The 19,768-nt window shown below is 71.9% G+C and carries 22 protein-coding genes; 12 read left to right on the top strand and 10 right to left on the bottom strand.

Annotation, left to right across the window (positions count from 1 at the left end; all coding sequences use genetic code 11):
• Nucleotides 1-26: 26 nt before the first annotated feature.
• A complete protein-coding gene (locus AA23TX_RS28760; RefSeq protein ID WP_155545920.1) occupies nucleotides 27-542 on the bottom strand; it encodes a hypothetical protein in 516 nt (171 codons plus the stop codon).
• A gap of 207 nt (nucleotides 543-749) precedes the next feature.
• Between AA23TX_RS28760 and AA23TX_RS28755 the strand changes: the two genes are divergently transcribed.
• Complete coding sequence (locus tag AA23TX_RS28755; RefSeq protein ID WP_155545919.1) at nucleotides 750-1,031, top strand: early set domain-containing protein; 282 nt, start codon at nucleotides 750-752, stop codon at nucleotides 1,029-1,031.
• A 39-nt stretch (nucleotides 1,032-1,070) separates the two neighbouring features.
• On the opposite strand, the gene AA23TX_RS28750 is transcribed toward AA23TX_RS28755, so the two are convergent.
• Nucleotides 1,071-1,793 carry a LysR substrate-binding domain-containing protein gene (locus AA23TX_RS28750; RefSeq protein WP_155545918.1) on the bottom strand — a complete coding sequence of 241 codons (723 nt, stop codon included), beginning with the start codon at nucleotides 1,791-1,793 and terminating at the stop codon, nucleotides 1,071-1,073.
• A gap of 42 nt (nucleotides 1,794-1,835) precedes the next feature.
• Between AA23TX_RS28750 and AA23TX_RS28745 the strand changes: the two genes are divergently transcribed.
• The 4 genes from AA23TX_RS28745 to AA23TX_RS28730 all read left to right on the top strand — a co-directional run bounded on the left by AA23TX_RS28745 (nucleotide 1,836) and on the right by AA23TX_RS28730 (nucleotide 4,806).
• The gene (locus AA23TX_RS28745; RefSeq protein ID WP_155545917.1) at nucleotides 1,836-2,207 is read left to right on the top strand and encodes a DUF5997 family protein; all 372 of its coding nucleotides are present in this window, start codon (nucleotides 1,836-1,838) and stop codon (nucleotides 2,205-2,207) included.
• Complete coding sequence (locus tag AA23TX_RS28740; protein WP_155547370.1) at nucleotides 2,204-3,409, top strand: kynureninase; 1,206 nt, start codon at nucleotides 2,204-2,206, stop codon at nucleotides 3,407-3,409. Before AA23TX_RS28745 ends, AA23TX_RS28740 begins: the two co-directional genes overlap by 4 nt.
• 120 nt (nucleotides 3,410-3,529) lie before the next feature.
• Nucleotides 3,530-3,967, top strand: a complete 438-nt coding sequence (locus tag AA23TX_RS28735) for a MarR family winged helix-turn-helix transcriptional regulator (RefSeq protein ID WP_155545916.1) — start codon at nucleotides 3,530-3,532, stop codon at nucleotides 3,965-3,967.
• Between the two features lie 11 nt (nucleotides 3,968-3,978).
• On the top strand, nucleotides 3,979-4,806 hold the full coding sequence (locus AA23TX_RS28730; protein WP_155545915.1) for a haloalkane dehalogenase: 828 nt from the start codon (nucleotides 3,979-3,981) through the stop codon (nucleotides 4,804-4,806).
• Nucleotide 4,807: 1 nt separating this feature from the next.
• Here the strand turns inward: AA23TX_RS28730 and AA23TX_RS28725 are convergent, their stop codons facing one another.
• The 4 genes from AA23TX_RS28725 to AA23TX_RS28710 are packed head-to-tail and all read right to left on the bottom strand — an operon-like array spanning nucleotide 4,808 to nucleotide 8,169.
• A complete protein-coding gene (locus AA23TX_RS28725) occupies nucleotides 4,808-5,434 on the bottom strand; it encodes a TetR/AcrR family transcriptional regulator (protein WP_155545914.1) in 627 nt (208 codons plus the stop codon).
• Nucleotide 5,435: 1 nt separating this feature from the next.
• A complete protein-coding gene (locus AA23TX_RS28720; RefSeq protein ID WP_155545913.1) occupies nucleotides 5,436-6,590 on the bottom strand; it encodes an NAD(P)/FAD-dependent oxidoreductase in 1,155 nt (384 codons plus the stop codon).
• Nucleotides 6,587-6,775: a ferredoxin gene (locus AA23TX_RS28715; RefSeq protein WP_155545912.1), complete on the bottom strand. Its 189-nt coding sequence runs from the start codon at nucleotides 6,773-6,775 to the stop codon at nucleotides 6,587-6,589. Before AA23TX_RS28715 ends, AA23TX_RS28720 begins: the two co-directional genes overlap by 4 nt.
• On the bottom strand, nucleotides 6,775-8,169 hold the full coding sequence (locus tag AA23TX_RS28710) for a fatty acid desaturase (protein WP_155545911.1): 1,395 nt from the start codon (nucleotides 8,167-8,169) through the stop codon (nucleotides 6,775-6,777). Before AA23TX_RS28710 ends, AA23TX_RS28715 begins: the two co-directional genes overlap by 1 nt.
• 848 nt (nucleotides 8,170-9,017) lie before the next feature.
• Here AA23TX_RS28710 and AA23TX_RS28705 point away from each other — a divergent pair.
• From AA23TX_RS28705 to AA23TX_RS28675, 7 genes are all read left to right on the top strand, one after another.
• Nucleotides 9,018-11,420, top strand: a complete 2,403-nt coding sequence (locus tag AA23TX_RS28705) for a sensor histidine kinase (protein WP_155545910.1) — start codon at nucleotides 9,018-9,020, stop codon at nucleotides 11,418-11,420.
• A gap of 52 nt (nucleotides 11,421-11,472) precedes the next feature.
• Entirely contained in the window at nucleotides 11,473-11,898 is a 426-nt protein-coding gene (locus AA23TX_RS28700; RefSeq protein WP_155545909.1) for a roadblock/LC7 domain-containing protein, read from the top strand.
• Nucleotides 11,895-12,266, top strand: coding sequence for a DUF742 domain-containing protein (locus AA23TX_RS28695; RefSeq protein WP_155545908.1), 372 nt, complete (start codon nucleotides 11,895-11,897; stop codon nucleotides 12,264-12,266). Before AA23TX_RS28700 ends, AA23TX_RS28695 begins: the two co-directional genes overlap by 4 nt.
• Nucleotides 12,247-12,837 carry a GTP-binding protein gene (locus AA23TX_RS28690; protein ID WP_196425573.1) on the top strand — a complete coding sequence of 197 codons (591 nt, stop codon included), beginning with the start codon at nucleotides 12,247-12,249 and terminating at the stop codon, nucleotides 12,835-12,837. The genes AA23TX_RS28695 and AA23TX_RS28690 overlap by 20 nt, the downstream gene beginning before the upstream one ends.
• A 286-nt stretch (nucleotides 12,838-13,123) precedes the next feature.
• Entirely contained in the window at nucleotides 13,124-14,080 is a 957-nt protein-coding gene (locus AA23TX_RS28685; RefSeq protein WP_230862750.1) for a hypothetical protein, read from the top strand.
• A gap of 48 nt (nucleotides 14,081-14,128) precedes the next feature.
• A complete protein-coding gene (locus AA23TX_RS28680) occupies nucleotides 14,129-14,758 on the top strand; it encodes a hypothetical protein (protein ID WP_155545907.1) in 630 nt (209 codons plus the stop codon).
• Complete coding sequence (locus tag AA23TX_RS28675) at nucleotides 14,755-15,567, top strand: hypothetical protein (RefSeq protein WP_155545906.1); 813 nt, start codon at nucleotides 14,755-14,757, stop codon at nucleotides 15,565-15,567. The genes AA23TX_RS28680 and AA23TX_RS28675 overlap by 4 nt, the downstream gene beginning before the upstream one ends.
• Here AA23TX_RS28675 and AA23TX_RS28670 read toward each other — a convergent pair.
• From AA23TX_RS28670 to AA23TX_RS28655, 4 genes are all read right to left on the bottom strand, one after another.
• Nucleotides 15,564-17,846, bottom strand: coding sequence for an ATP-binding protein (locus AA23TX_RS28670; protein WP_155545905.1), 2,283 nt, complete (start codon nucleotides 17,844-17,846; stop codon nucleotides 15,564-15,566). The genes AA23TX_RS28675 and AA23TX_RS28670 overlap by 4 nt on opposite strands.
• A gap of 65 nt (nucleotides 17,847-17,911) precedes the next feature.
• Nucleotides 17,912-18,370: a hypothetical protein gene (locus AA23TX_RS28665; RefSeq protein ID WP_230862749.1), complete on the bottom strand. Its 459-nt coding sequence runs from the start codon at nucleotides 18,368-18,370 to the stop codon at nucleotides 17,912-17,914.
• A gap of 147 nt (nucleotides 18,371-18,517) precedes the next feature.
• Nucleotides 18,518-19,396 (bottom strand): RNA polymerase sigma-70 factor, encoded by an 879-nt coding sequence (locus AA23TX_RS28660; RefSeq protein WP_155545904.1) that lies wholly within the window; start codon nucleotides 19,394-19,396, stop codon nucleotides 18,518-18,520.
• Nucleotides 19,393-19,755: a DoxX family protein gene (locus AA23TX_RS28655; RefSeq protein WP_155545903.1), complete on the bottom strand. Its 363-nt coding sequence runs from the start codon at nucleotides 19,753-19,755 to the stop codon at nucleotides 19,393-19,395. Before AA23TX_RS28655 ends, AA23TX_RS28660 begins: the two co-directional genes overlap by 4 nt.
• Between the last annotated feature and the right edge of the window lie 13 nt (nucleotides 19,756-19,768).

Raw genomic sequence — 19,768 nt, 5'->3', positions numbered from 1 at the left:
CCCAGCCTTTCCCTGACGGACGGCGGTCAGCGCCACCAGGCCGGCGGGGGCACCGGCAGCCGGAGCGGCACGCCGGTGTGGCGGCCGGCCCAGGAGTCGGCGAGCCAGCGGGTCAGCAGGACCGGCCCGAGCAGGCTGTCCTCCCACACCGGGGTCAGCTCGCCGGCCCGGCGCAGCATGGTTTCGGCGGTGGCGCAGAAGGAGACGATGGCGGCGACGGCGGCGTCCGCCCGTTCGCCGGGCCAAGCGACCGCGGCTCCGGAAAGGCGGGCGGGCATGGCCAGGCCGGGGCCGGTGGTGCACGTGCGGGCCAGCTGGAGCGCGAGATCGAACTCGACCGCTTCGGCGTGGGGCTGCCGGGCCCGCCAGCGAGGCGAAGCCCCGGCGGCGTGCAGCCCGGCCAGCCGGGCGGCGACCAGCCCGTCCCACACCGTCATGAGCACCCCGCGAGTGTCGGCGGGGTGGACGCCGGCGAGTTCGAGGGTGACGGCGCTGAGCCAGGCACACGGGTCCTTGACTTGACGATCGGCGGCGACGGTCACGGCACTCAGTCTCGCACCGGAAAGCACGTCCGGCAGCAAGATGATCATGGTTCGCGGCAGGACCACCCGGTCGGTGGCGAACCGTTGAGCGGCTGGGTAATTCCTTCGGGCACTGCGGGTGACCAGACCGTTACGGGTGTGCCATCATGTCGGCGCTCAGTGCCGAGCACGCCCCCTTTGTTCCCCTCTCCGAAAGGCCGTCGCCGCGTGATCAAGACCAGCAAGAGCCGGGCCGGCACCCAGCGAGTGACGTTCAGCCTCCCGGCCGAGGCACCGCCCGGGCGGGTGAGCGTGGTCGGGTCGTTCAACGACTGGACGCCCGGCCGCCACCACCTCACCACCCGCTCCAACGGCCGCCGGTCGGCGTCGGTGGACGTGCCACCGGGAACCGTGCTCCAGTTCCGGTACCTCGGCGAGGACGGCCTGTGGTTCGACGACCCCGACCTGACCGACCGGGTGGACGGCAACTGCGTCTACTCGACGAACTGACGCACACCCGGCCCGGCACCGCCGGCGGGGCAGGCGTGCTCAGGACTTGCGGCGCGGCTTCCCGCGCTTCGGGGCCCCGCCGCCTCGCCGCGCCGGCTTCCCGGCGGACTTCGCCGCCGGCTTGCGCTCCGGACGCTTCTTCTCCGCCGGAGCCGCCGCCGGCGCGGCCTGCCGCCCGCGCGTGCTGTTGACCGTGCGGCCGCGCACGATCCCGATGAACGTCTCCATCAGGTCGGACGTCTCGTCCTCGAGCCACGACAGCGCCACGCTCGACTGCGGCGCGTCCGCGACCGTCCGGTACGTCAGGTCGCGGCGGTGGTGCAGGCGGGCGAGGGACTGCGGGACCACCAGCACCCCGACCCCCGCGGCCACCAGCTCGATCGCGTCCGCCGTGGAGTCCGGCCGCGAGACCGCGGGCCGTCCCGGAAGCGAAGTCCACTCGATCGTGTCATCCAGAGGCTGCAGCACGAGCTCGTCCGCCAAGTCCGCTGTGGACACTTCGTCCGCCGCCGCGATCAGGTGGTCCTTGGCGACCACCACGACCGTCGTCTCGGTGTAGAGCGGGATGGCGTGAAGGCCGTCGCGGTCGATCGGGGACCGCAGCAGCGCCGCGTCCGCGCCGCGCGCCCGGATCAGCTCCGTCGCGTCGGCCGCCGCCACGGGAACCAGCTCGAGCGGCACGCCCGGCTGGCGCTCGGCCCACGTCCGCACCCACTTGGCGGGCGTCGCACCCGGGACGTACGCGAGACGGAACGAGGTCACCGGGTCAGGCTACCGGGCGGGGCGCTGGCTACCCTGGACGGCATGACGTCGCACAAGACCGCCCAGACGATGAAGCCCGCGACGGCGGCGAAGAAGCTGGGCGTGTACCTCGAAGCCACGCCCCCGCAGTTCCAGGAGGGCGTCGTCTCGCGCGACGAGCTGAACGCGCTGCAGACCGACCCGCCCGAGTGGCTGCGCGAACTGCGCCGCACGGGCCCGCACCCGCGGCCGGTCGTCGCCGCGAAGCTGGGCATCTCCATCGGCGGTCTCAGCCGCGGCGGGATCACCGAGGCGCTCACCACCGAGCAGATCGAGGCGCTGAAGACGGAGAACCCCGACTGGCTGGTGCGGGAACGCGCCACGCAGGCCGAGGTGCGCAAGGAAACCGTGCGGGTCAAGGAGAAGGAGCACTGACGACGCTCGAGGAGGCCGCGCGCCTCGACGCCGCGGACGAGCTGGCCGCGTTCCGCGACCGCTTCGTCCCGATCACCGATCCCGGCGTCGTCGCCTACCTCGACGGGAACTCGCTGGGCCGTCCCCTGCGCGCGACGGCCGAGCGGCTGCAGGAGCTCGTCGCCGACCAGTGGGGCGCCCGGCTGATCCGCTCCTGGGAGGAGCGCTGGCTCGCCCTCCCCGAGCGGATCGGCGACGAGCTGGGCCGCGTCGCGCTCGGCGCCGCGCCCGGCCAGACCATCGTCGCCGACTCGACGTCCGTGTGCCTCTACAAGACGCTGCGGGCGGCGGCCGCGCTCCGGCCGGGACGCGACGAGATCGTCACCGACTCCGCCAACTTCCCCTCCGACCGGTTCCTCGTCGAGAGCGTCGCCGCCGAACTCGGCCACACGGTCCGGTGGATCGAGGGTGGTGACGTCCGCCCCGAGGACGTCGCCGCCGTCGCCGGGCCGCGGACCGCCGCCGTCGTGCTGTCCCATGTGGACTACCGCTCCGCCGCGATCGCCGACCTCGCGGGGATCACGCGGCTGGTGCACGACCGCGGCGCCCTCACCGTCTGGGACCTCTGCCACAGCGTCGGCTCGATCCCGGTCGAGCTGGACGCCGGTGGCGCCGACTTCGCCGTCGGCTGCACGTACAAGTTCCTCAACGCCGGGCCCGGCGCGCCCGCCTTCCTCTACGTGAACGCGCGCCACCACGCGGAGTTCGGGCAGCCGATCACCGGCTGGATGGGCGCGGCCGACACGTTCGGCATGGCCGAGCACTACGTGCCCGCGCCCGGCATCCGCCGCGCGCTGTCCGGCACCCCGCCGGTGCTGGGCATGGTGGGCGTCCAGGAAGGCGTCGCGCTGCTGGCCGAGGCCGGGATCGAGCGTGTGCGGGCCAAAGCCGTCGCGCTGGGACGGTGGGTGCTCGCCCTCGCCGACGAATGGCTCGCGCCGCTCGGCTTCACGGTGGCTTCGCCGCGCGAAGACGCCCGCCGCGGCGGGCACGTCACCCTCCGGCACTCCGACGCCGAACGGCTTTCCCGGGTGCTGATCGAGCACGGCGTGCTGATCGACTTCCGCCGTCCGGACGGCATCCGCGTCGGGCTGAGCCCGCTCACCACGGGGTTCACCGAGGTCCGGGCGGCCATGGACCGCATCCGGGAACTCGCCGCCTGACCGCCCTGCCGCACTCGGTCGTGAGTGAGAAACAGGGTTAGAACACTGTTTCTCACTCACGACAACTCGCACCGAGCCGGATAGTAGCCATGTACTTAATAGCCATGTACTGTATCTGACATGAGCACTCCCGGGCACCTGGTCTGGCGACTCTCCATGAAGTGGCGGGTGGCCGTCGACCGTGCCCTCGCCCCGGTGGGGCTGACGCACGCCCAGTACGTCTTCCTGTCCTCGCTCTTCGGCCTGGAGCGCGCCGGAACGACCCCGAGCCAGCGAGAACTGGCCGATCACACGGGGCTGGAAGCGCTCTACGTCTCGAAGCTCGCCCGCACCCTCGACGCCGACGGTCTCGTCGAGCGCACCCGGGACGCCGCCGACACCCGCACCATCCGGCTGCGGCTCACCGACCGCGGCCATGAAGTCGTCGAGCCGGCGATCGCGACCGTGGCCGAGCTGCTCGACCGGCTCCTCGAACCCCTCGGCGGCCGGCGGGGCGACCGCACCGCGGCCCTGGCCCGCGAGCTCACCCTCCTCCTCGACACTCCCCTGGATCCCTGAAGGGACAAGACATGGACCTCCACTACGAAGAGTCCGGCACCGGCACCCCGATCGTCTTCCTGCACGGCAACCCCGGCTCGTCGCACGGCTGGCGGAACATCCTCCCTCACGTCGGCGGCGGGCGGCTGCTCGCGCCCGACCTCATCGGCATGGGCCGCTCCGCCAAGCCCGACATCGCCTACTCCTTCGCCGACCACGCCGGCTACCTCGACGCCTGGTTCGACGCGCTCGACCTGGACGACGTCGTCCTCGTCGGGCACGACTGGGGCGGCGCGCTCGCCTTCGACCACGCCGCGCGGCACCCGGGCCGCGTCCGCGGGGTGGCCTTCTTCGAGACGATCCTCAGGCCGATGGCCTGGGACGAGCTTTCGCCCCAGGCGGCCGAGCGCACGCGGAAGATCCGCACGCCCGGCGTCGGCGAAGAACTGGTCTTGGAGCAGAACCTGTTCGTGCGGCAGGCGTTCACCGGCGGGGTGCGCACACCGGTGGCCGATCTCGAGCCGTACCTCGCGCCGTTCCCGACGCCGGAGAGCCGGCGACCGATCCTCGCGTGGGCGCGCCAGCTGCCGATCGGCGGCGAGCCGGCCGAGCTGGTCCCCCGCATGGAGGCCTACGGCGAGTGGCTGAAGACCAGCGACGGCACGCCGAAGCTGCTCATGACCTTCGAAGGCTCTCCCACGCTGCTCAGCGGCGAAAAGCTGGTGCGGTGGTGCCGGGAGAACATCGCCGCGCTCGACGTCGTCGCCTGCGGCGAAGCCGGGCACCACGCCCAGGAGGACCGGCCGAAGGAGATCGCCGCGGAGATCTCGGCCTGGCTGGACCGGCACGGCCTCCGCTGAGTCAGCGGTGCCGCAGCGGCGGGGTCGCGTCCACGCCGAGGACGCGGGCCGCGACCCACGCCAGCGCGTCCGCGGTGCGAGCCGGGGTGTCCGACGGCTGCATGACGTGGCTCAGGACCGTGCGGACGACCAGGTCGATCAGCACGCCGAGCCGCTCGCCGGAGAACGGCGGCCGATACGCCGCCACGCGCTCGGTCAGCATCGCCTTCGCCTGGGTGAGCAGCAGGCCCGCGTCGGTGGTCAGCAGCGGGAGCAGCTCGGGGGCGGTGCCGTGCGAGGCGGAGGCGATCGCGCGCAGCAGGAGGTTGTCGTCGGCCAGCTCGAGGACCGCGCGGACGGCGTCGTAGATCGCTTCGACCAGGTCGTCCTCGTGCCGGTCGAACGCGGCGCCGACGACGGTGAGGAACCGGTCGAGCTCGTGCGCGACCATCGCCTCGGCCAGCGCGGCCTTGGACCCGATCTCGTTGTAGACGGTCTGGCGGCTCACGCCGACGACCTCGGCCAGCCGCGCCATCGTGACCGACGGCCAGCCCGACCGCGCGGTCAGCTCGATCGCCGCGGTGATGATCGGCCGCCGGTGCTGACCCCCTTCGAGGGGGGCCGGGAGTGCGGCGCTCATGGTCGCCATCCTAGGCCGCGCCCGCGAAGGCCAGCGCCTCCGCCCAAGCGGCCCGGGCCGCGACGCGCCGACGGTACTTCATGATCTCGCGCGGGCGGTCGACGGTCAGCGCGCCGACGATCCGGTCGCCGCGGCGGTACAGCGTCACGCCGCCGGCGGACACCACTTCGTCGGCGCGCGGGGTGCCGACGAACTGGATCCGGTGGCCGTACCAGTCGGACCAGAAGTACGGCACGGCTTCGAGGGGCCGCGCCGACGCCGGGTCGAGCGCGTGGCGAGCGGCGGCCGCACCCTGCTCGGCCGCGTTCGTCCAGTGCTCCGGCCGCATCGGCTCGCCGTCGAACAGCGGGTTCGCCACGTGCGCGACGTCGCCCGCCGCGTAGACGCCCGGCGGTCCGGCGGACAGCGTCGCGTCGCACACCACGCCCCGGTCACGCTCGTGCAGCGTCAGCCCGCTGCCTTCGAGCCAGCCGGTGGCGGGCGCCGCGCCGATCCCGGCGACCACGAGGTCCGCGGGCAGGACTTCGCCGGTGGCCAGCCGGACGCCGTCGGCGGTGACCCCGGTGACCTCGGCGGCGAGGCGCAGCTCGGTGCCGGCCTCCCGGTGCAGCGCGGCCAGTCCGGCGCCGGCTTCCGGCCCGACGGCGCGGGCGAGCGGGACGGCCGACGCCTCCACGATCGTCACCGGCAGGCCGCGCTTGCGGGCCGCCGACGCGACTTCCGAGCCGATGAACCCGGCGCCGATCACGACCGTGCGCGCGCCGTCGTCCAGCGCCGCGCGCACCGCGACAGCGTCTTCGGCCGTCCGCAGCGTGCGCGCCCCGGGGAGGCTGCGCGCGGTCGCGCCGGTGGCGATGACGAGAGCGTCGTAACGCACAGCCGCGCCTGCGACAGTCACTTCGCGCGCTTCGGTGTCGAGACTTTCCGCCGGGGCACCCAGCCTCAGTTCGACGCCGAGTTCGTCCCGCAGCACGGTTTCCGGGTGGAACGGCGTCACGTCGCCGGAACCGCCGGCGTCGAGGAACGCCTTCGACAGCGGCGGCCGGTCGTAGGGCAGGTGCTCCTCGGCACCGACCAGCACGATCCGGCCGCGGTACCCGGTGCGGCGCGCGGACTCCACCGCGCGCAGCCCCGCGAGCGACGCACCGACGACGACGAGGGTCACCGCAGCTTCAAGGCGAGAACGGGACAGGAGTCGACGGCCGCGGCCACATCGGTCCGGTGCTCTTCGGCGGGACGCTCGTCGAGCACCACGACCGTGCCGTCGTCGCCCACCTCGAAGAAGTCCGGCGCCATCGCCTCGCACATGCCCAGGCCGTCGCACTTGCCGCGGTCCGCTTCGATCCGCATCACGCACCCACCCGGCCCGGCGCGACGAAGTCGACCTTCTCGCGCACGCCGCAGTCCGGGCAGCACCATGAGTCCGGGATCGCCGACCACGGCGTGCCGGCCGGGAAGCCCTCGCGCGGGTCGCCGAGCTTCTCGTCGTAGACGTACCCGCAGCCCGGGCACATGCCGCCCTCGGTGGCGTCGCCGTGGAGGTCGGCCGTCTCGCGGACATCCCTCGTGACGCGGGTCCCGTAGCGCGCGAGGAGCTTGTCCCGCCGGCTCGGCTGGAGGTTGGCCCGGGAGAGGTCGCCGTCGAAGTGGGCGACCACGCGCGGGTCCATCACGCGGCGCCACACCGGCGGGACCAGCGCCAGCACGATCATCCCGGCGTACCCGGTGGGCAGCACCGGCGACTCGGCGAAGTCGCGCAGGGTCTGGTAGCGCCGCGTCGGGTTGGCGTGGTGGTCGCTGTGCCGCTGCAGGTGGTAGAGCAGGACGTTGGTGGCGATGTTGTTGGAGTTCCAGCTGTGGCTGGGATCCACGCGCTCGTAGCGGCGCTTCCCGGGCGCGCCGACGCGCTGCCGCAGCATGCCGTAGTGCTCCATGTAGTTGACGACCTCCAGCAGCGAGAACCCGACGACGGCCTGGATCACCAGGTACGGCAGGATGCCCACGCCGAGCCACGCGATCAGCGCGCCCCAGAGGACCGCCGACATCAGCCAGGCGTTGACGACGTCGTTGCCGAGGCGGTACGGGTGCTTGCCGCGGCGGGCGTAGCGCTTGCGCTCCAGGCGCCAGGCCGACTTCAGCGAGCCGAAGACCGTGCGCGGCCAGAAGCGGTAGAAGCTTTCGCCGACGCGGCTGCTCGCCGGGTCCTCCGGCGTCGCCACGCGGACGTGGTGGCCGCGGTTGTGCTCGATGTAGAAGTGGCCGTAGAAGCTCTGCGCCAGCGCGATCTTCGACAGCCAGCGCTCGTGGCTCTCCTTCTTGTGCCCCAGCTCGTGCGCGGTGTTGATGCCGATCCCGCCGATGCAGCCGATGGAGATCGCCAGCCCGACCTTGTCCACGACGGACAGGTCGCCCCGGGCGCACAGCCAGAGGGCCGCGACGAAGCCGAGGTACTGGATCGGCAGGAACGCGAAGGTGATCCAGCGGTAGTAGCGGTCCTTCTCGAGCCGCTCGAGGACGTCGTCGGGCGGGTTCGTCCGGTCGAGGCCGGCGAGCAGGTCGACGAGCGGGACCACGACGAGGATGACGATCGGGCCGATCCAGAACCAGACGCCCCACCCGGTCGCGGCGTGCAGGCCGATGGCGAGGAACGCCAGGGACGGCACGACCAGGCCGATCAGCCACAGGTAGCGCTTTCGGTCGCGCCACTGCTCGGTCGACCCCGCGGGGATCGTTGCTCCGGTCATCGCACCCTCCTCCGTTGGCTGGTTTACAGAACCATAGAGTATGTACAGACCGATTGACAACAGATAGTTCGATGTAAAGCTCACTGGGCCCGCCGATAAACGACGCGTCCTTCAGTGGCTCCGATGGTCCGCACTCAGCCGATGAGGTCCTGGGGATCCCGCGCCGCCAGCGCCTGGGCCGCGGACGCACCCGTCCGCCCGCGACCCGCCGCCGGGCTCGCACCTGCGCCGACGTGCGCGGCCGAAACTCCGGCTCACGGCCACGACCGCACGGCTCGCGACACCGGTGCCCGGCACCGTCCCAGGCGTGCTTTCCGCTCCGGCGGCACGGCACGCGGCCACCGGCCCGACCGCTTTTCCGCGGATGGCAAGGATTCCACGCCGACGGCACCGCGTTCGTGACGAAGATCATCTCCGTTCCGGCCGTGACGCAGGGTCGCCCGCGACCGTGTCCCGGAGGCACTCCCAGGCAGCTGCCCTGCCCGTTTTTTCTGGCCCCTCGAACACCTCGGCGCGGCGAACCGGGCGAATTCACTTTCACCCGTTCGGCCCAGCGTGCCAGGACCGGAAATACCACTCGGCCCCGTTACCAGAGGAAATGGGAGTAACCGCCCGGACGCACTCGGTAAACACTGTTCAACAGCCGGCGGACAACCGTCCGGAGACCAGGCCAGGACCACCGCTCCTCAGTGGTTCGTGGTAAAAAACGGACCCTGATCGATTCCGCGGCAACACGGAGGGTGAGGCGAAGACGGGTGACGGCGGCAGCTGTGTCCCATCGTCGTGTCCGCTTCCTCGTCCGGGTCCCCGTTTTTCGCCGACCGTCACTCAGGAGTTCGTGAACCGCCGTGCAGAACAAAGACGCTCAGGACGAGTCGGACAAGCCGTACGACAAGTCGATCCGCAAAAGGCTGACCAGGACCGTTCTCATTCCCAGCGTGACCCTGCTGGTGCTGTGGATCGCGGTCTCCTCCTACTTCCTCTTCAACGGCGTCTACGTCCGGCTGGTCGCGGCGTCCGTGCGCGAGGTGTCGATCCCCGCCGCCACCGCGCTGGCCGAGTTCCAGAAGGAACGCCAGACCGCGCTGCAGTACCTCGACGACCCGGCGCTCGGCCCGGGCCGGCTCCAGGTGCAGCAGAGGGCGACCGACGAAAAGCTCGGCGCGCTGCAGAGCGCGTTCGCCGCGACCATCTCCAACGCGCCGGACGAGATCGCGGCCAAGGTCAACGCGCTGAAGTCCCAGTTCGACCAGCTGCCCGTGCTGCGCTCGCAGATCAGCTTCCGCAGCATCGACCGCGCGCAGGTCAACAACTACTACAACGGCGTGATGGACACGGCGTCGAACCTCTTCGACACCCAGGCCCGCGTCGTCCCCGACTCCGAAGCCGCCACCGGCGGCATCACCGCGACCTCCGTGTTCCGCGCCGGTGACGCCATGTCGCGCGAGACGTCGCTCGTGTCGACGGCCTTCTCGGCCGGCACCTTCGCACCCGACGACTTCGCCCAGTTCGCGCAGCTGTCCGGGACCTACCGGACCCAGCTCGCGCAGATCGAGCCATTCCTCGATCCCGGTGTCCGCACCCGGTACCAGGCGCTGACCAAGAGCACCGCCTGGCAGCAGCTGGCCACCGCCGAGGTGGCGATCGTCAAGCACGGCCCGTGGTCGCCCAGCGAGCAGAACTCCGTCCCCGTGTCCGAAACGGACTGGCAGAACGCGACCACCCAGGTCGCCCAGGGCCTCAACGACCTCGCCATCACCCAGGCGGACAAGGTTTCCGCGGCCGCGATCGACTCCGGGGACGCCCAGCTGCGCAACGTGATCATCGGCAGCATCCTGGCGCTGCTCGCGTCGCTGGCGGCGATCATCGTCGCGGTGCGGGTGTCGCGCTCGCTCGTCGACCGCGCCCTGATGACGCGCCTCGCGCGGCTGCGCAACGACTCGCTCGACCTCGCCCGCAACCGCTTGCCGGACATCGTGGCGCGGCTGAAGAACGGCGAAGCCGTCGACCTCAAGGAAGAGCTCCCGCAGCTCGACCACGGCCGCGACGAGATCGGCCAGGTGGCCGAGGCGTTCAACACCGCCCAGCTGACCGCCGTCAACGCCGCCGCGAGCGAAGCGAAAGCGCGCAGCGGCGTGCACAACGTGTTCCTCGGCATCGCGCACCGCAACCAGGTCCTGGTCCACCAGCAGCTGCAGATCCTCGACGAGATGGAAGCCCGCGAAGACAACTCGACGCAGCTGGCCTCGCTGTTCCAGCTCGACCACCTCGCCGCCCGCGCCCGCCGCACCACCGAGAACCTGATCATCCTCGGCGGCAAGCAGCCGGGCCGCCGCTGGCGCAAGCCGGTGGCGCTGATGGAGGTCCTGCGCGCGGCCGTCTCGGAAACCGAGCAGTACGCGCGGGTCCAGGTCGAGCAGGTGCCCGACGTCGCGATCGTCGGCGCCGCGGTGGCCGACACCATCCACCTCGTCGCCGAGCTGGTCGACAACGCCACGTCGTTCTCGCCGCCCGGGTCCCCGGTCGAGGTCACCAGCCGCGCGGTCGCGCGCGGGATCGTCGTCGACGTGTCGGACCAGGGTCTCGGCATGAAGGACGGCGTCCGCGAGTGGGCCAACGCGATGATGGCCGAGGCACCCGAGTTCGACGCGATGGCCCTGCGGGCCGACTCCAGCCTCGGCCTGTTCGTGGTCGCGCGGCTGGCGGCGAAGCTCGGCATGACCGTCACGTTCGACCCGTCCCGCTACGGCGGTCTCCGGGCCACCGTGCTCATCCCGTCCCAGCACCTGGCCGGCCAGCAGGAGAACCTCCCCGAGCCCGGCACCTCGCCGGCGGAGACGACCGCGGTCCTCGCCCCGGTCGGCGCACCCGCCGCGCAGGCGGCGGAAAGCTCCCTGGACTCGCCCAGCTCGTTCACCGGCCAGATCCCGATGAAGCGAGAAGCCAAGCCGAGGCCGTACCCGGCACGCGCGCTCACATCGCCCGACCCGCTGCCCGACCCGCTGCCCGCCGTGCCGGCCGCCGCGCCACCGGCGGCTCCGGAGCCGGCGTCGCCCGCCGCCGGACCGACGGGCGACGACCGGCCGCGGCTGCCCCGGCGCGAACCCCAGCAGAACCTCGTCGCCCAGCTCGAAACCGAACCCGACGAAAGCGACGACGTCGTCGCGCCCGGAGAGGGGACCGCGCGCACGCTCGCGGCGTTCCACAAGGGCACGCGCCGGGGCCGGGGCGGGCCGGACGACGATGCCTAGTCCGCGACAGCACACAGGAAAGTCCTTAGAGGAAAGTCAAGGTCTCTGACGCATGAACGAGTACGGGAACCCCAAACCCGATCTCAACTGGCTGCTCGACGACGTGGTCAGCCGCGTGGTCGGCGCGCAGAACGCCATCGTGCTGTCCGCCGACGGGCTGCTGATCGGCAAGTCGGCCGGCATGAGCAAGGACGACTCCGACCAGCTGTCGGCCATCGCCTCCAGCCTGCAGAGCCTGGCCAAGGGGGTGAGCAAGCAGTTCAACCGCGGTCCGGTCCTGCAGAACATGATCGAGATGGAGCGCGGCTACCTGTTCGTCTCGGCGGCCGGGCAGGGCGCCTGCCTCGCCGTGCTGGCGGCGGACAGCGTCGACGTCGAAATGATCGCCTACGAGATGAGCCGGCTGGTCAAGCGGGTCGGGGACTACATGGCGTCCGCGCCGCGTGAAGCGGCGCACGTCTTACGGGAGGCCACATGAGCACCGACGAAGGCTGGTACGACGAGGCCGCCGGGCCGCTCGTGCGGCCGTACACGATCACCAGCGGCCGGACGCCGTCCGACGCGGCACGGCTCGACCTGTCGACGCAGGTGATGACCCTGCGCACGGAGCAGGAGCCGGTCGGGCTGGGCCCGGAGCACGTGGCGATCGTGCAGCTGTGCCGCCACCCGGTCTCGGTCGCCGAGATCGCCGTCTACGTGAAGATCCCGCTGGGGGTCGTGCGCGTGCTCGTCGGCGACCTGATCGAACGCGGCCTCGTGATCACGCGCTCCCCCACCCACAATCCGGCGCAGTCGCCGGACCTCGAAACTCTGCAGGCGGTTCTCGATGGCCTCATCAAGTACTGACGGGACCGGGGCCGACCTGGTCCCCACGCCGGTCAAGATCATCGTCGCGGGCGGCTTCGGCGCGGGCAAGACGACCATGGTCGGCTCGGTCAGCGAGATCCCGCCGCTGACCACCGAGGAGGTGCTCACCGAGGCGAGCGCCGGGGTGGACGACCTGTCCGGCGTGGAGCGCAAGACCACGACGACGGTCGCGCTCGACTTCGGCCGGATCACGATCTCGCCGCGGCACGTGCTGTACCTGTTCGGGACACCGGGCCAGGCGCGCTTCTGGTTCATGTGGGACGACCTCGCGCGCGGGGCGATCGGGACGATCGTGCTCGTCGACACGCGGCGCCTCGAGACCAGCTTCGCGGCCATCGACTTCTTCGAGCGCCGTAAGATCCCGTTCGTCGTCGCGGTGAACTGCTTCGACGCCGCACCGCGCTACACCGCCGACGAGATCCGCGAGGCCCTCGTCGTCCCGGATCGGGTGCCGATCGTCATGTGTGACGCGCGTGACAGGGATTCCAGCAAGCTCGCGCTGATCCGGCTCGTCAAGCACGCGATGACGGTGGTGCCGGTGCGGGTCTGAGACCTGCGCTTTGTCCGCTCCCTGTCCGGTCCGGACAGCGCCGGTGTCCGATGTGTCCGAGCGTGTCCACCTCGGACACCGGCAAACCCACATGGCCCAATTGGTTGGACCACCCGGGTGCAGCTTTTTAGTTGAGCAAGCATCAAACTGATAGCATCCGCACGTGACGATTCACGTGCCAAAGTTTCCTGAATATATAAGGGAAAACTACCCGGCACAGGGTCGTCTCTTCGGTGACTTCCTGTGCGGGCTCTGGGCTACCGCGTGTGAGGCGCTCGAGATCCCGGTGGCGCAGTCCGTCCGGACCACGCGGATGCTGCGCGCGCTGCTGCCGCCGTGGTCGCACGAGCGGATCGGGACCGTGCCCGCCGAGCCGTCCTATGTGGCGGACGACGGGTTCCCGGCCGAGATGTCGGTGAACTGGTCCGGCCGGCACCCGGAGCTGCGCGTGCTGTTCGACAGCCTCGGCCACGACACGGGCCCTCCCGCGGAGAGCGGTTTCCGCAGGCTGCAAGGGGTGCACGAGGTCTTCACCCCGCGCGGGGGCCGTCCGTCGCCCGCTCCCCTGTGGCACTCCATCGCCTGGCGCCCGCCGTCACGGATCTTCCACAAGACCTACTTCGGGCTTTACCCGTGGCCGCACGCCCAGCGCGAAGCGGCCGTCGCCGAAGCGATGGCCCGGCTCGGCATGGCGGACGCGTGGGACGCCACCCGGCGTGCGGTCGAAACCATCGAGGGCACCCGGGAAATCGAATTCTTCGCGGTGGACCTGGCCGACGAGGACGAGGCCCGGGTGAAGGTCTACTACCGCAACCACGGCGCCGGCCTCGCCGAGGTGAACCGCGTCGCCTCGGTGGCGCTGCGCCACGACGCCGACGACGCGCGCGCCGCCTACCGGACCCTGGCCGGTGACCGGGAAGACGCCGGTGAAGCGGCTCTGAGCTGCTTCGCTTTCCGGTCCGGCCGGGACCGGGCCGCCGAGTCCACGACCTACCTGCGCCTGCCCGATCTCGCGGCCAGTGACGAAGAAGCCGTCGAGCGCACCGCGGCGCTGCTGCACCGCGAAGGCGTCGACCCGGGACGCTTCCGCCTCCTCACCGCCGCGCTGGCCCCGGGGCCGCTGGCCACGACGCACGTCCTCGAGCTGGTGAGCTATCGCACAGCGGGCCGGCGCGGCGACGTCACCACGTACTTCCGGTTCCCCGTGTACGACCGCTCCCTCACGCCTGTTGATCTTGCTTGATGCGCCAGGAAAGATGATCTCCCGCAGCACCACGGTAAGGAGCCGATCGTGACCCAGCAGGACGTCGAGCGCGTGGCCCGCCACAACGAGCAGCGGCAACAGGAGTACGCAGCGTCGGACCTGATCCGGCTGCTGACCGACGCGAACACCACCGACGACACGAAGAAGGCGGTGCTCACGTACTTGCAGCCGTGGTCCAACGCCTTCCAGCGGATGATCAGCGCGCGCGTCACCTTCGAAAGCGACCCGGAACTGCGGGCGCTGGCCCTGGAACACCAGGAGGAGGAGATCGGGCACGACAAGATCCTGGCCCGCAGCCGCGCGGACGACCGGCAGCTGGTCTGGGACCCGGTGATCGAAGCGGGCGCGTCGTGGTTCGTCGACCAGTTCGGGATCCTGCCCGGCGTGCAGCGCGCGGTGCTCGCGCACCTGGCCCTCGAAGCGGGCAGCCTGGTGTTCAGCCAGGCGGGCACGCGGGCGTTCCCGTCCGACGAATACTTCGACCTGCACGACGAAGCCGACGTCGAGCACCTCGAGATGGGCTACGAACTGCTGCGCCGCCGCAAGGACTGGACGGTCGAGGCCGTCGTCGAGGTGCTCGACCGGGCGTGGCAGGTGATCGGCGTCGTCTCCGACCGCATCGCCGAGTGCGCCCGCCGCGCTACGGTGGCGGCATGACCACCACCGATCCGGCTTCGGCCGCCCGCGAAATCGCCGCCGAAGCCGCCCGCGCGTACCAGGAAGCGTTGGGAGAGCGCCTGATCGGCGCGTACCTGCTCGGCAGCCTGTCCTACGGCGGCTACGCCCCGGCGGCGAGCGACATCGACCTCGCGCTGGTGCTGACGGACGCCGACGGATCGTCGATCGCGGACACGACCGCGGCGCTGCAGGAGCGGAGTCCGTTGCACCGCAAGCTGTCGGTGTTCTGGGCGTCGCTGCCGGCGTTGCGCGAAGGCCGCGACGACGGCCGCTTCCCGGCGCTGGACCGCCTGCAGCTCGCCGACCACGGCGTCGTCCTGCTCGGCTCGGACGTCCTCGCGGAGATCGCCCGCCCGGCCGCTTCGGAGCTGCTGCTGGAGAGCGCTTCCTTCGCCATCGCCGTCCTGGCCACGCCCGAGGTGACCGCGGAGTTCCGCGAGCCGCGCCGGCTGCTGGTGGACACGGTGTGGTTCACGAAGGCGGTGCTGTTCCCGGTCCGCTTCCTGTACTCGGGAACGCTCGCCTCCGGTCGCGCGGCGAACAACGACGAAGCGATCGAATGGTACCTGTCCCGGCCGGACGCCCCGGCGAAGTCGCTGGTACAGCTGGCTTTGCGGGTCCGCGAGGGGCATCCGCTGGACGCGGACGAGCTGCGCCCGGAGCTGGCGGCGGGGCTCGTTCCGCTGTACCGGTACTACATCGAGGACCAGCTGCGGCAGCTGAAGGAGGTCGACGCGCCCGCCGACCTGGTGGCGGCGTTCGCCGACTGGGACGAGCGGCTCGGCTAGAACCGCGAGGCCCAGGCGGCCACCTGGCTCCGCGAGCCGAACTCCAGCTTCCGCAGGATCCGGTTCACGTGCCCCTCGGCCGTCCGGCGGGAGATCACCAGCTTGTCGGCGATCTCCTGGTTGGATCGGCCGTCCGCGATGAGCAGCGCCACCTCGTGCTCCCGGTCCGTCAGCGGCGTCGACCGTGACGGGCCGGGCGCCGGTGACGGCGTCGCGTCCCCCAGCGCGTAGGCGATCGCTTCCTCCAGGCCGAATTCGCGCCCCCGGCGGAAGGCCGCGTCGAACGGGCCCTCCCCCAGCCCCCGGCGGGCCTGCGTCTCGCACTCTCCGTGCGGGGCGCCGAAATACCGCGAACCGAACATCGGGAACCCGACCGCCTGCCAGATCGGCTGGGCGGACCCGAGCATCGTCGCCGCCGGTTCCCAGCGGCCGCGGGCGGCTTCGTTCCAGGCCAGCACCTCGATCGCCAGCACGATGCCCAGCAGGTCGTGGAACTTCCGCTTGACGCGCAGGCAGTGCCGCCCGTGCTCGGCCGCCCGCGCGAAGTCCCCGCGGGCCATGGCGACCAAAGCCTGCACGAAGATCGCGTAAGCCTGCGCCCACTGCTCGCCGTGGGCGACGCCGGTCGCGCACGCCTCCTCGCACAGCTCGCCCGCGCGGTCGAGGTCGCCCAGGAAGATCGACGCGACCGCCAGCTCGATGCCGGCCAGCATCACGTTGCTGTTGAGCTCGCCGAGCTGCCGGTAGCGGGCCTGGGCCTCCTCGAAGAGCGCCTTCGCGTCGCCGACGTCGTCACCGACCAGCAGGTTGCAGCCCAGCCGGTGCGTCGCGTACGCCAGCGCCACGTCGTCGCCGGTCTGCCGGGCGTAGGAGCGGCACTCCTCCAGCATCGCGACCGCGCCGGCGTTGTCGCCCTGCAACGTCGCGACGTACCCGTTGACCCACAACGCCTTCGCGCGTTCCCCGCTCGGCTCGGGCGAAAGCGCGAGCGCGCGGTCGAGCCAGTGGCGGCCTTCGCCGAACACCCCGCAGCCCGCCCAGTAGAACCAGAGCGTCGAGGCGAGCCGGAGACCGGTTTCGAGCTCTCCCGCCACCGTCAGGCTGTAGTCCAGCGCGGCCCGCAGGTTCGCGTGCTCCAGCCGGGTCCGGCGGAAGGTGTCCGCCTGCTCCGGGCCGAACCACTCCCGTTCGCTGCGCACCGCGAGGTCGAGGTAGTGGTCGCGCATGGACCGCCGGACGGCGTCCGCTTCCCCGGACGCGATCAGCTTGTCCCGGCCGAACTGCCGCAGCGGCTCCAGCAGGCGGAACCGCCCGGCTTCGCGGATCAGCACCGACTTCTCGACGAGCCCGGCGAGCCCGGCCCCGACGTCGTCACCCGCGCAGACGCGCTCGGCCGCCGGCAGGTCGAAGCCGCCGGCGAACACCGACACCCGGGCCCACAGGCGCCGCTCGGCCGGGCTGCACAGCCGGAAGCTCCAGTCGACGGCGGCCAGGAGCGTCTGGTGCCGGGCTTCACCGCCCCGCTTCACCGTGCCCGGCAGCCGGAAGCAGTCGCTCAGCCCGGACTCCAGCTCCGCCAGCGTCAGCACCCGCAGCCGCACGGCCGCCAGCTCGATCGCCAGCGGGATGCCGGCCAGCAGCCGGCACACCCGCGCCACCTGCTCCTGGTTCTCCGCGGTGACGGCGAACCCCGGGTCGACGGCGGCCGCGCGCTCGGCGAACAGCGTCAGCGCCGGGTAACGCAGCCAGGCCCCGCCGGGCAGCCGGCGGCCGGGTTCCGGCAGCGGCAGCGGGGACACCGGCCAGAGGTGCTCGGCGGCCAGCGCGAGCCGCTCCCGGCTGGTCGCGAGCAGCCGCAGGCCGGGCGCGGCCCGCAGCAGGTCGTGCGCCAGCGCGGCGCAGGGTGCGAGGACGTGCTCGCAGTTGTCCAGGATCACCAGCAACCGCCGGTCCCGCAGGTGCTCGGCCAGCACCCGCGCCGGCGCCCGGCCGGTTTCGTCGTGGACGCCCAGTGCTTCGAGCACGGTGTGCGCGACGAGCGCGGGGTCCTGCAGCCCGGCGAGCTCGACCAGCCAGACACCGTCGGGGAACGCGCGGGCCAACCCGGCGGCGGTCTGCACGGCCAGCCGCGTCTTGCCGACACCGCCCACGCCGGTCAGCGTGACCAGTCGGGCCCGCGTCAGCAGGCGCTTGACCTCGGCCACCTCCGACCTGCGTCCCACGAAGCTCGTGGTCTCCGCGGGCAGGTTGCCCCTCCCCGTCACGCCGGTCTTCCCCACCCGTGCACCGTAAGGACGACCGCGCGGAACGGTCAATGCGGACCCCTCGGAGGAAGCAACCGCACTCAAGCGTCAGGGAGGCCGTACAGCGTCGGCGCGTCGCCACCGTGCATGGCGGAGAGGCTGGTGCGGCAGGCCTGGCGGACCTCCCGGTTGGCCGCCGAGCCGGCCTGGCCGCAGCGCGGGCAGTACAGGTGGACGGCACCGGGCGGCGTCTCGTCGACGGCGACGTCCACCGGGCACTCGCAGCGGCGGCACCACCGGTGGCCGGTGACCACGAGGACGTGCAGCGGGTTGCCCACGCACTGGTGCGCCCAGCACCGGTGGACGTAGCAGGTGCTGCGGGTGTGCGGGTTGAGGCCGTGCTCTTCCGCGGAGTCCTCGGCGGCCAGGATGGCGGCGAGCCGCCGATCGTCGAGGTCGGCGTAGCGCTCTCGCGAACCCGAGGTGGCCGGTCGCGGCTCCGGGACGCTCGCGGGGGCATCGACGACCCGGAGGAGGGGACGCGACCGGCCGTGCACCATGGGTTTTCCGACCTCCTGCGGTCATCGGGGGCCGCACCAGCTTGCGCCGGGGCACGCGCCGCCACACCCGTACAAGTACCTGACTCCATACCTGTACGCCCACGTGCCGCGCCCGGAGAACTACTGTCCGCCGTCACCGGGCGCGGGTCACCGCAGGGTCAGCGGGGTTTCCGACTCGACGTGGGTCAGCTTCTCCGGGTTGCGCACGTAGTACAGGCCGGTGATCCGGCCGCCCTCGACGCGGGCCGCCATGATGCCGTCCAGTTCGCCGTCCAGGTGCAGGAGCAGGCCCGGGTTGCCGTTGACGACCGTGGGCGCGCTGGTGAGCTTCGCGTCGGTGCGGGCGATGCCGCCGAGGACGAAACGGACGATCTTGCCGGCGCCGACGACCGGGCGCAGGGCCGCCTGCTTCACGCCGCCGCCGTCGCTCATCAGGACCACGTCCGGGGCGAGGACGTCGAGCAGGCCCTGCAGGTCCCGGGTTTCCAGCGCCCGGCGGAACGACTCCAGCGCGGCGCGGGTGTCGCGCGCCGAGACCGTCTCGCGCGGGCGGCGGGCGTCGACGTGCTTGCGGGCGCGGTGCGCGATCTGGCGGACGGCGGCCGGGGTCTTGCCGACGGCGTCGGCGATCTCGTCGTAGCCGAAGTCGAAGACCTCCCGCAGCACGAACACCGCGCGCTCGGTCGGCGTCAGCGTCTCGAGGACGAGCATGAGCGCCATCGAGACGCTCTCGGCGAGTTCGACGTCCTCGGCGACGTCGGGCGTGGTGAGCAGCGGCTCGGGCAGCCAGGGCCCGACATACGCTTCCCGGCGGCGCTTCACCGTGCGCAGCCGGTTGAGCGACAGGCGCGTCGTGATGCGGACCAGGTAGGCGCGCTGGTCGCGCACCTGCCCGAGGTCGATGTCGGCCCAGCGCAGCCAGGTCTCCTGCAGGACGTCCTCCGCGTCGGCCGCCGAGCCGAGCATCTCGTAGGCGACGGTGAAGAGCAGGTTGCGGTGGGCGACGAAGGCTTCGGTCGCGGTCATGAACGGCCCCAGGCGACGAAAACGGCGATGGCGAGGTACGTCAGGTTCAGCGCGACGAACTTGGCTTCGCCGTGCCGCAGGTGGGTGACCATGGCCCCGATCATGAGCAGCACCCAGCAGGCGGCGGTCACCGGGACCAGGACGGGCGCGATGCCGAGCGCGGCGGGCAGGATCAGGCCGGCGGCGGCCAGCAGTTCGAGAACGCCGAGCGTCTTGACGAAACCGGCGCTGCGTTCGCCGGTCCACTGCCCGCCGGGAGCCGCGGCGAGCTTCGCCTGCGGCACGAACGTCTTGCTCACGCCCCCGGTCAGGGCGACGGCGGCGAGCAGCCCGGCGGCGATCCAGAGTGCGATTTCCATGAGGTCTCCTTCA

The organism is Amycolatopsis camponoti, from assembly GCF_902497555.1.
GTDB classification, from domain to species: domain Bacteria; phylum Actinomycetota; class Actinomycetes; order Mycobacteriales; family Pseudonocardiaceae; genus Amycolatopsis; species Amycolatopsis camponoti.
The sequence above is the reverse complement of the archived record's forward strand: the minus strand, read 5'-3'. Positions and strand labels throughout refer to the sequence as shown.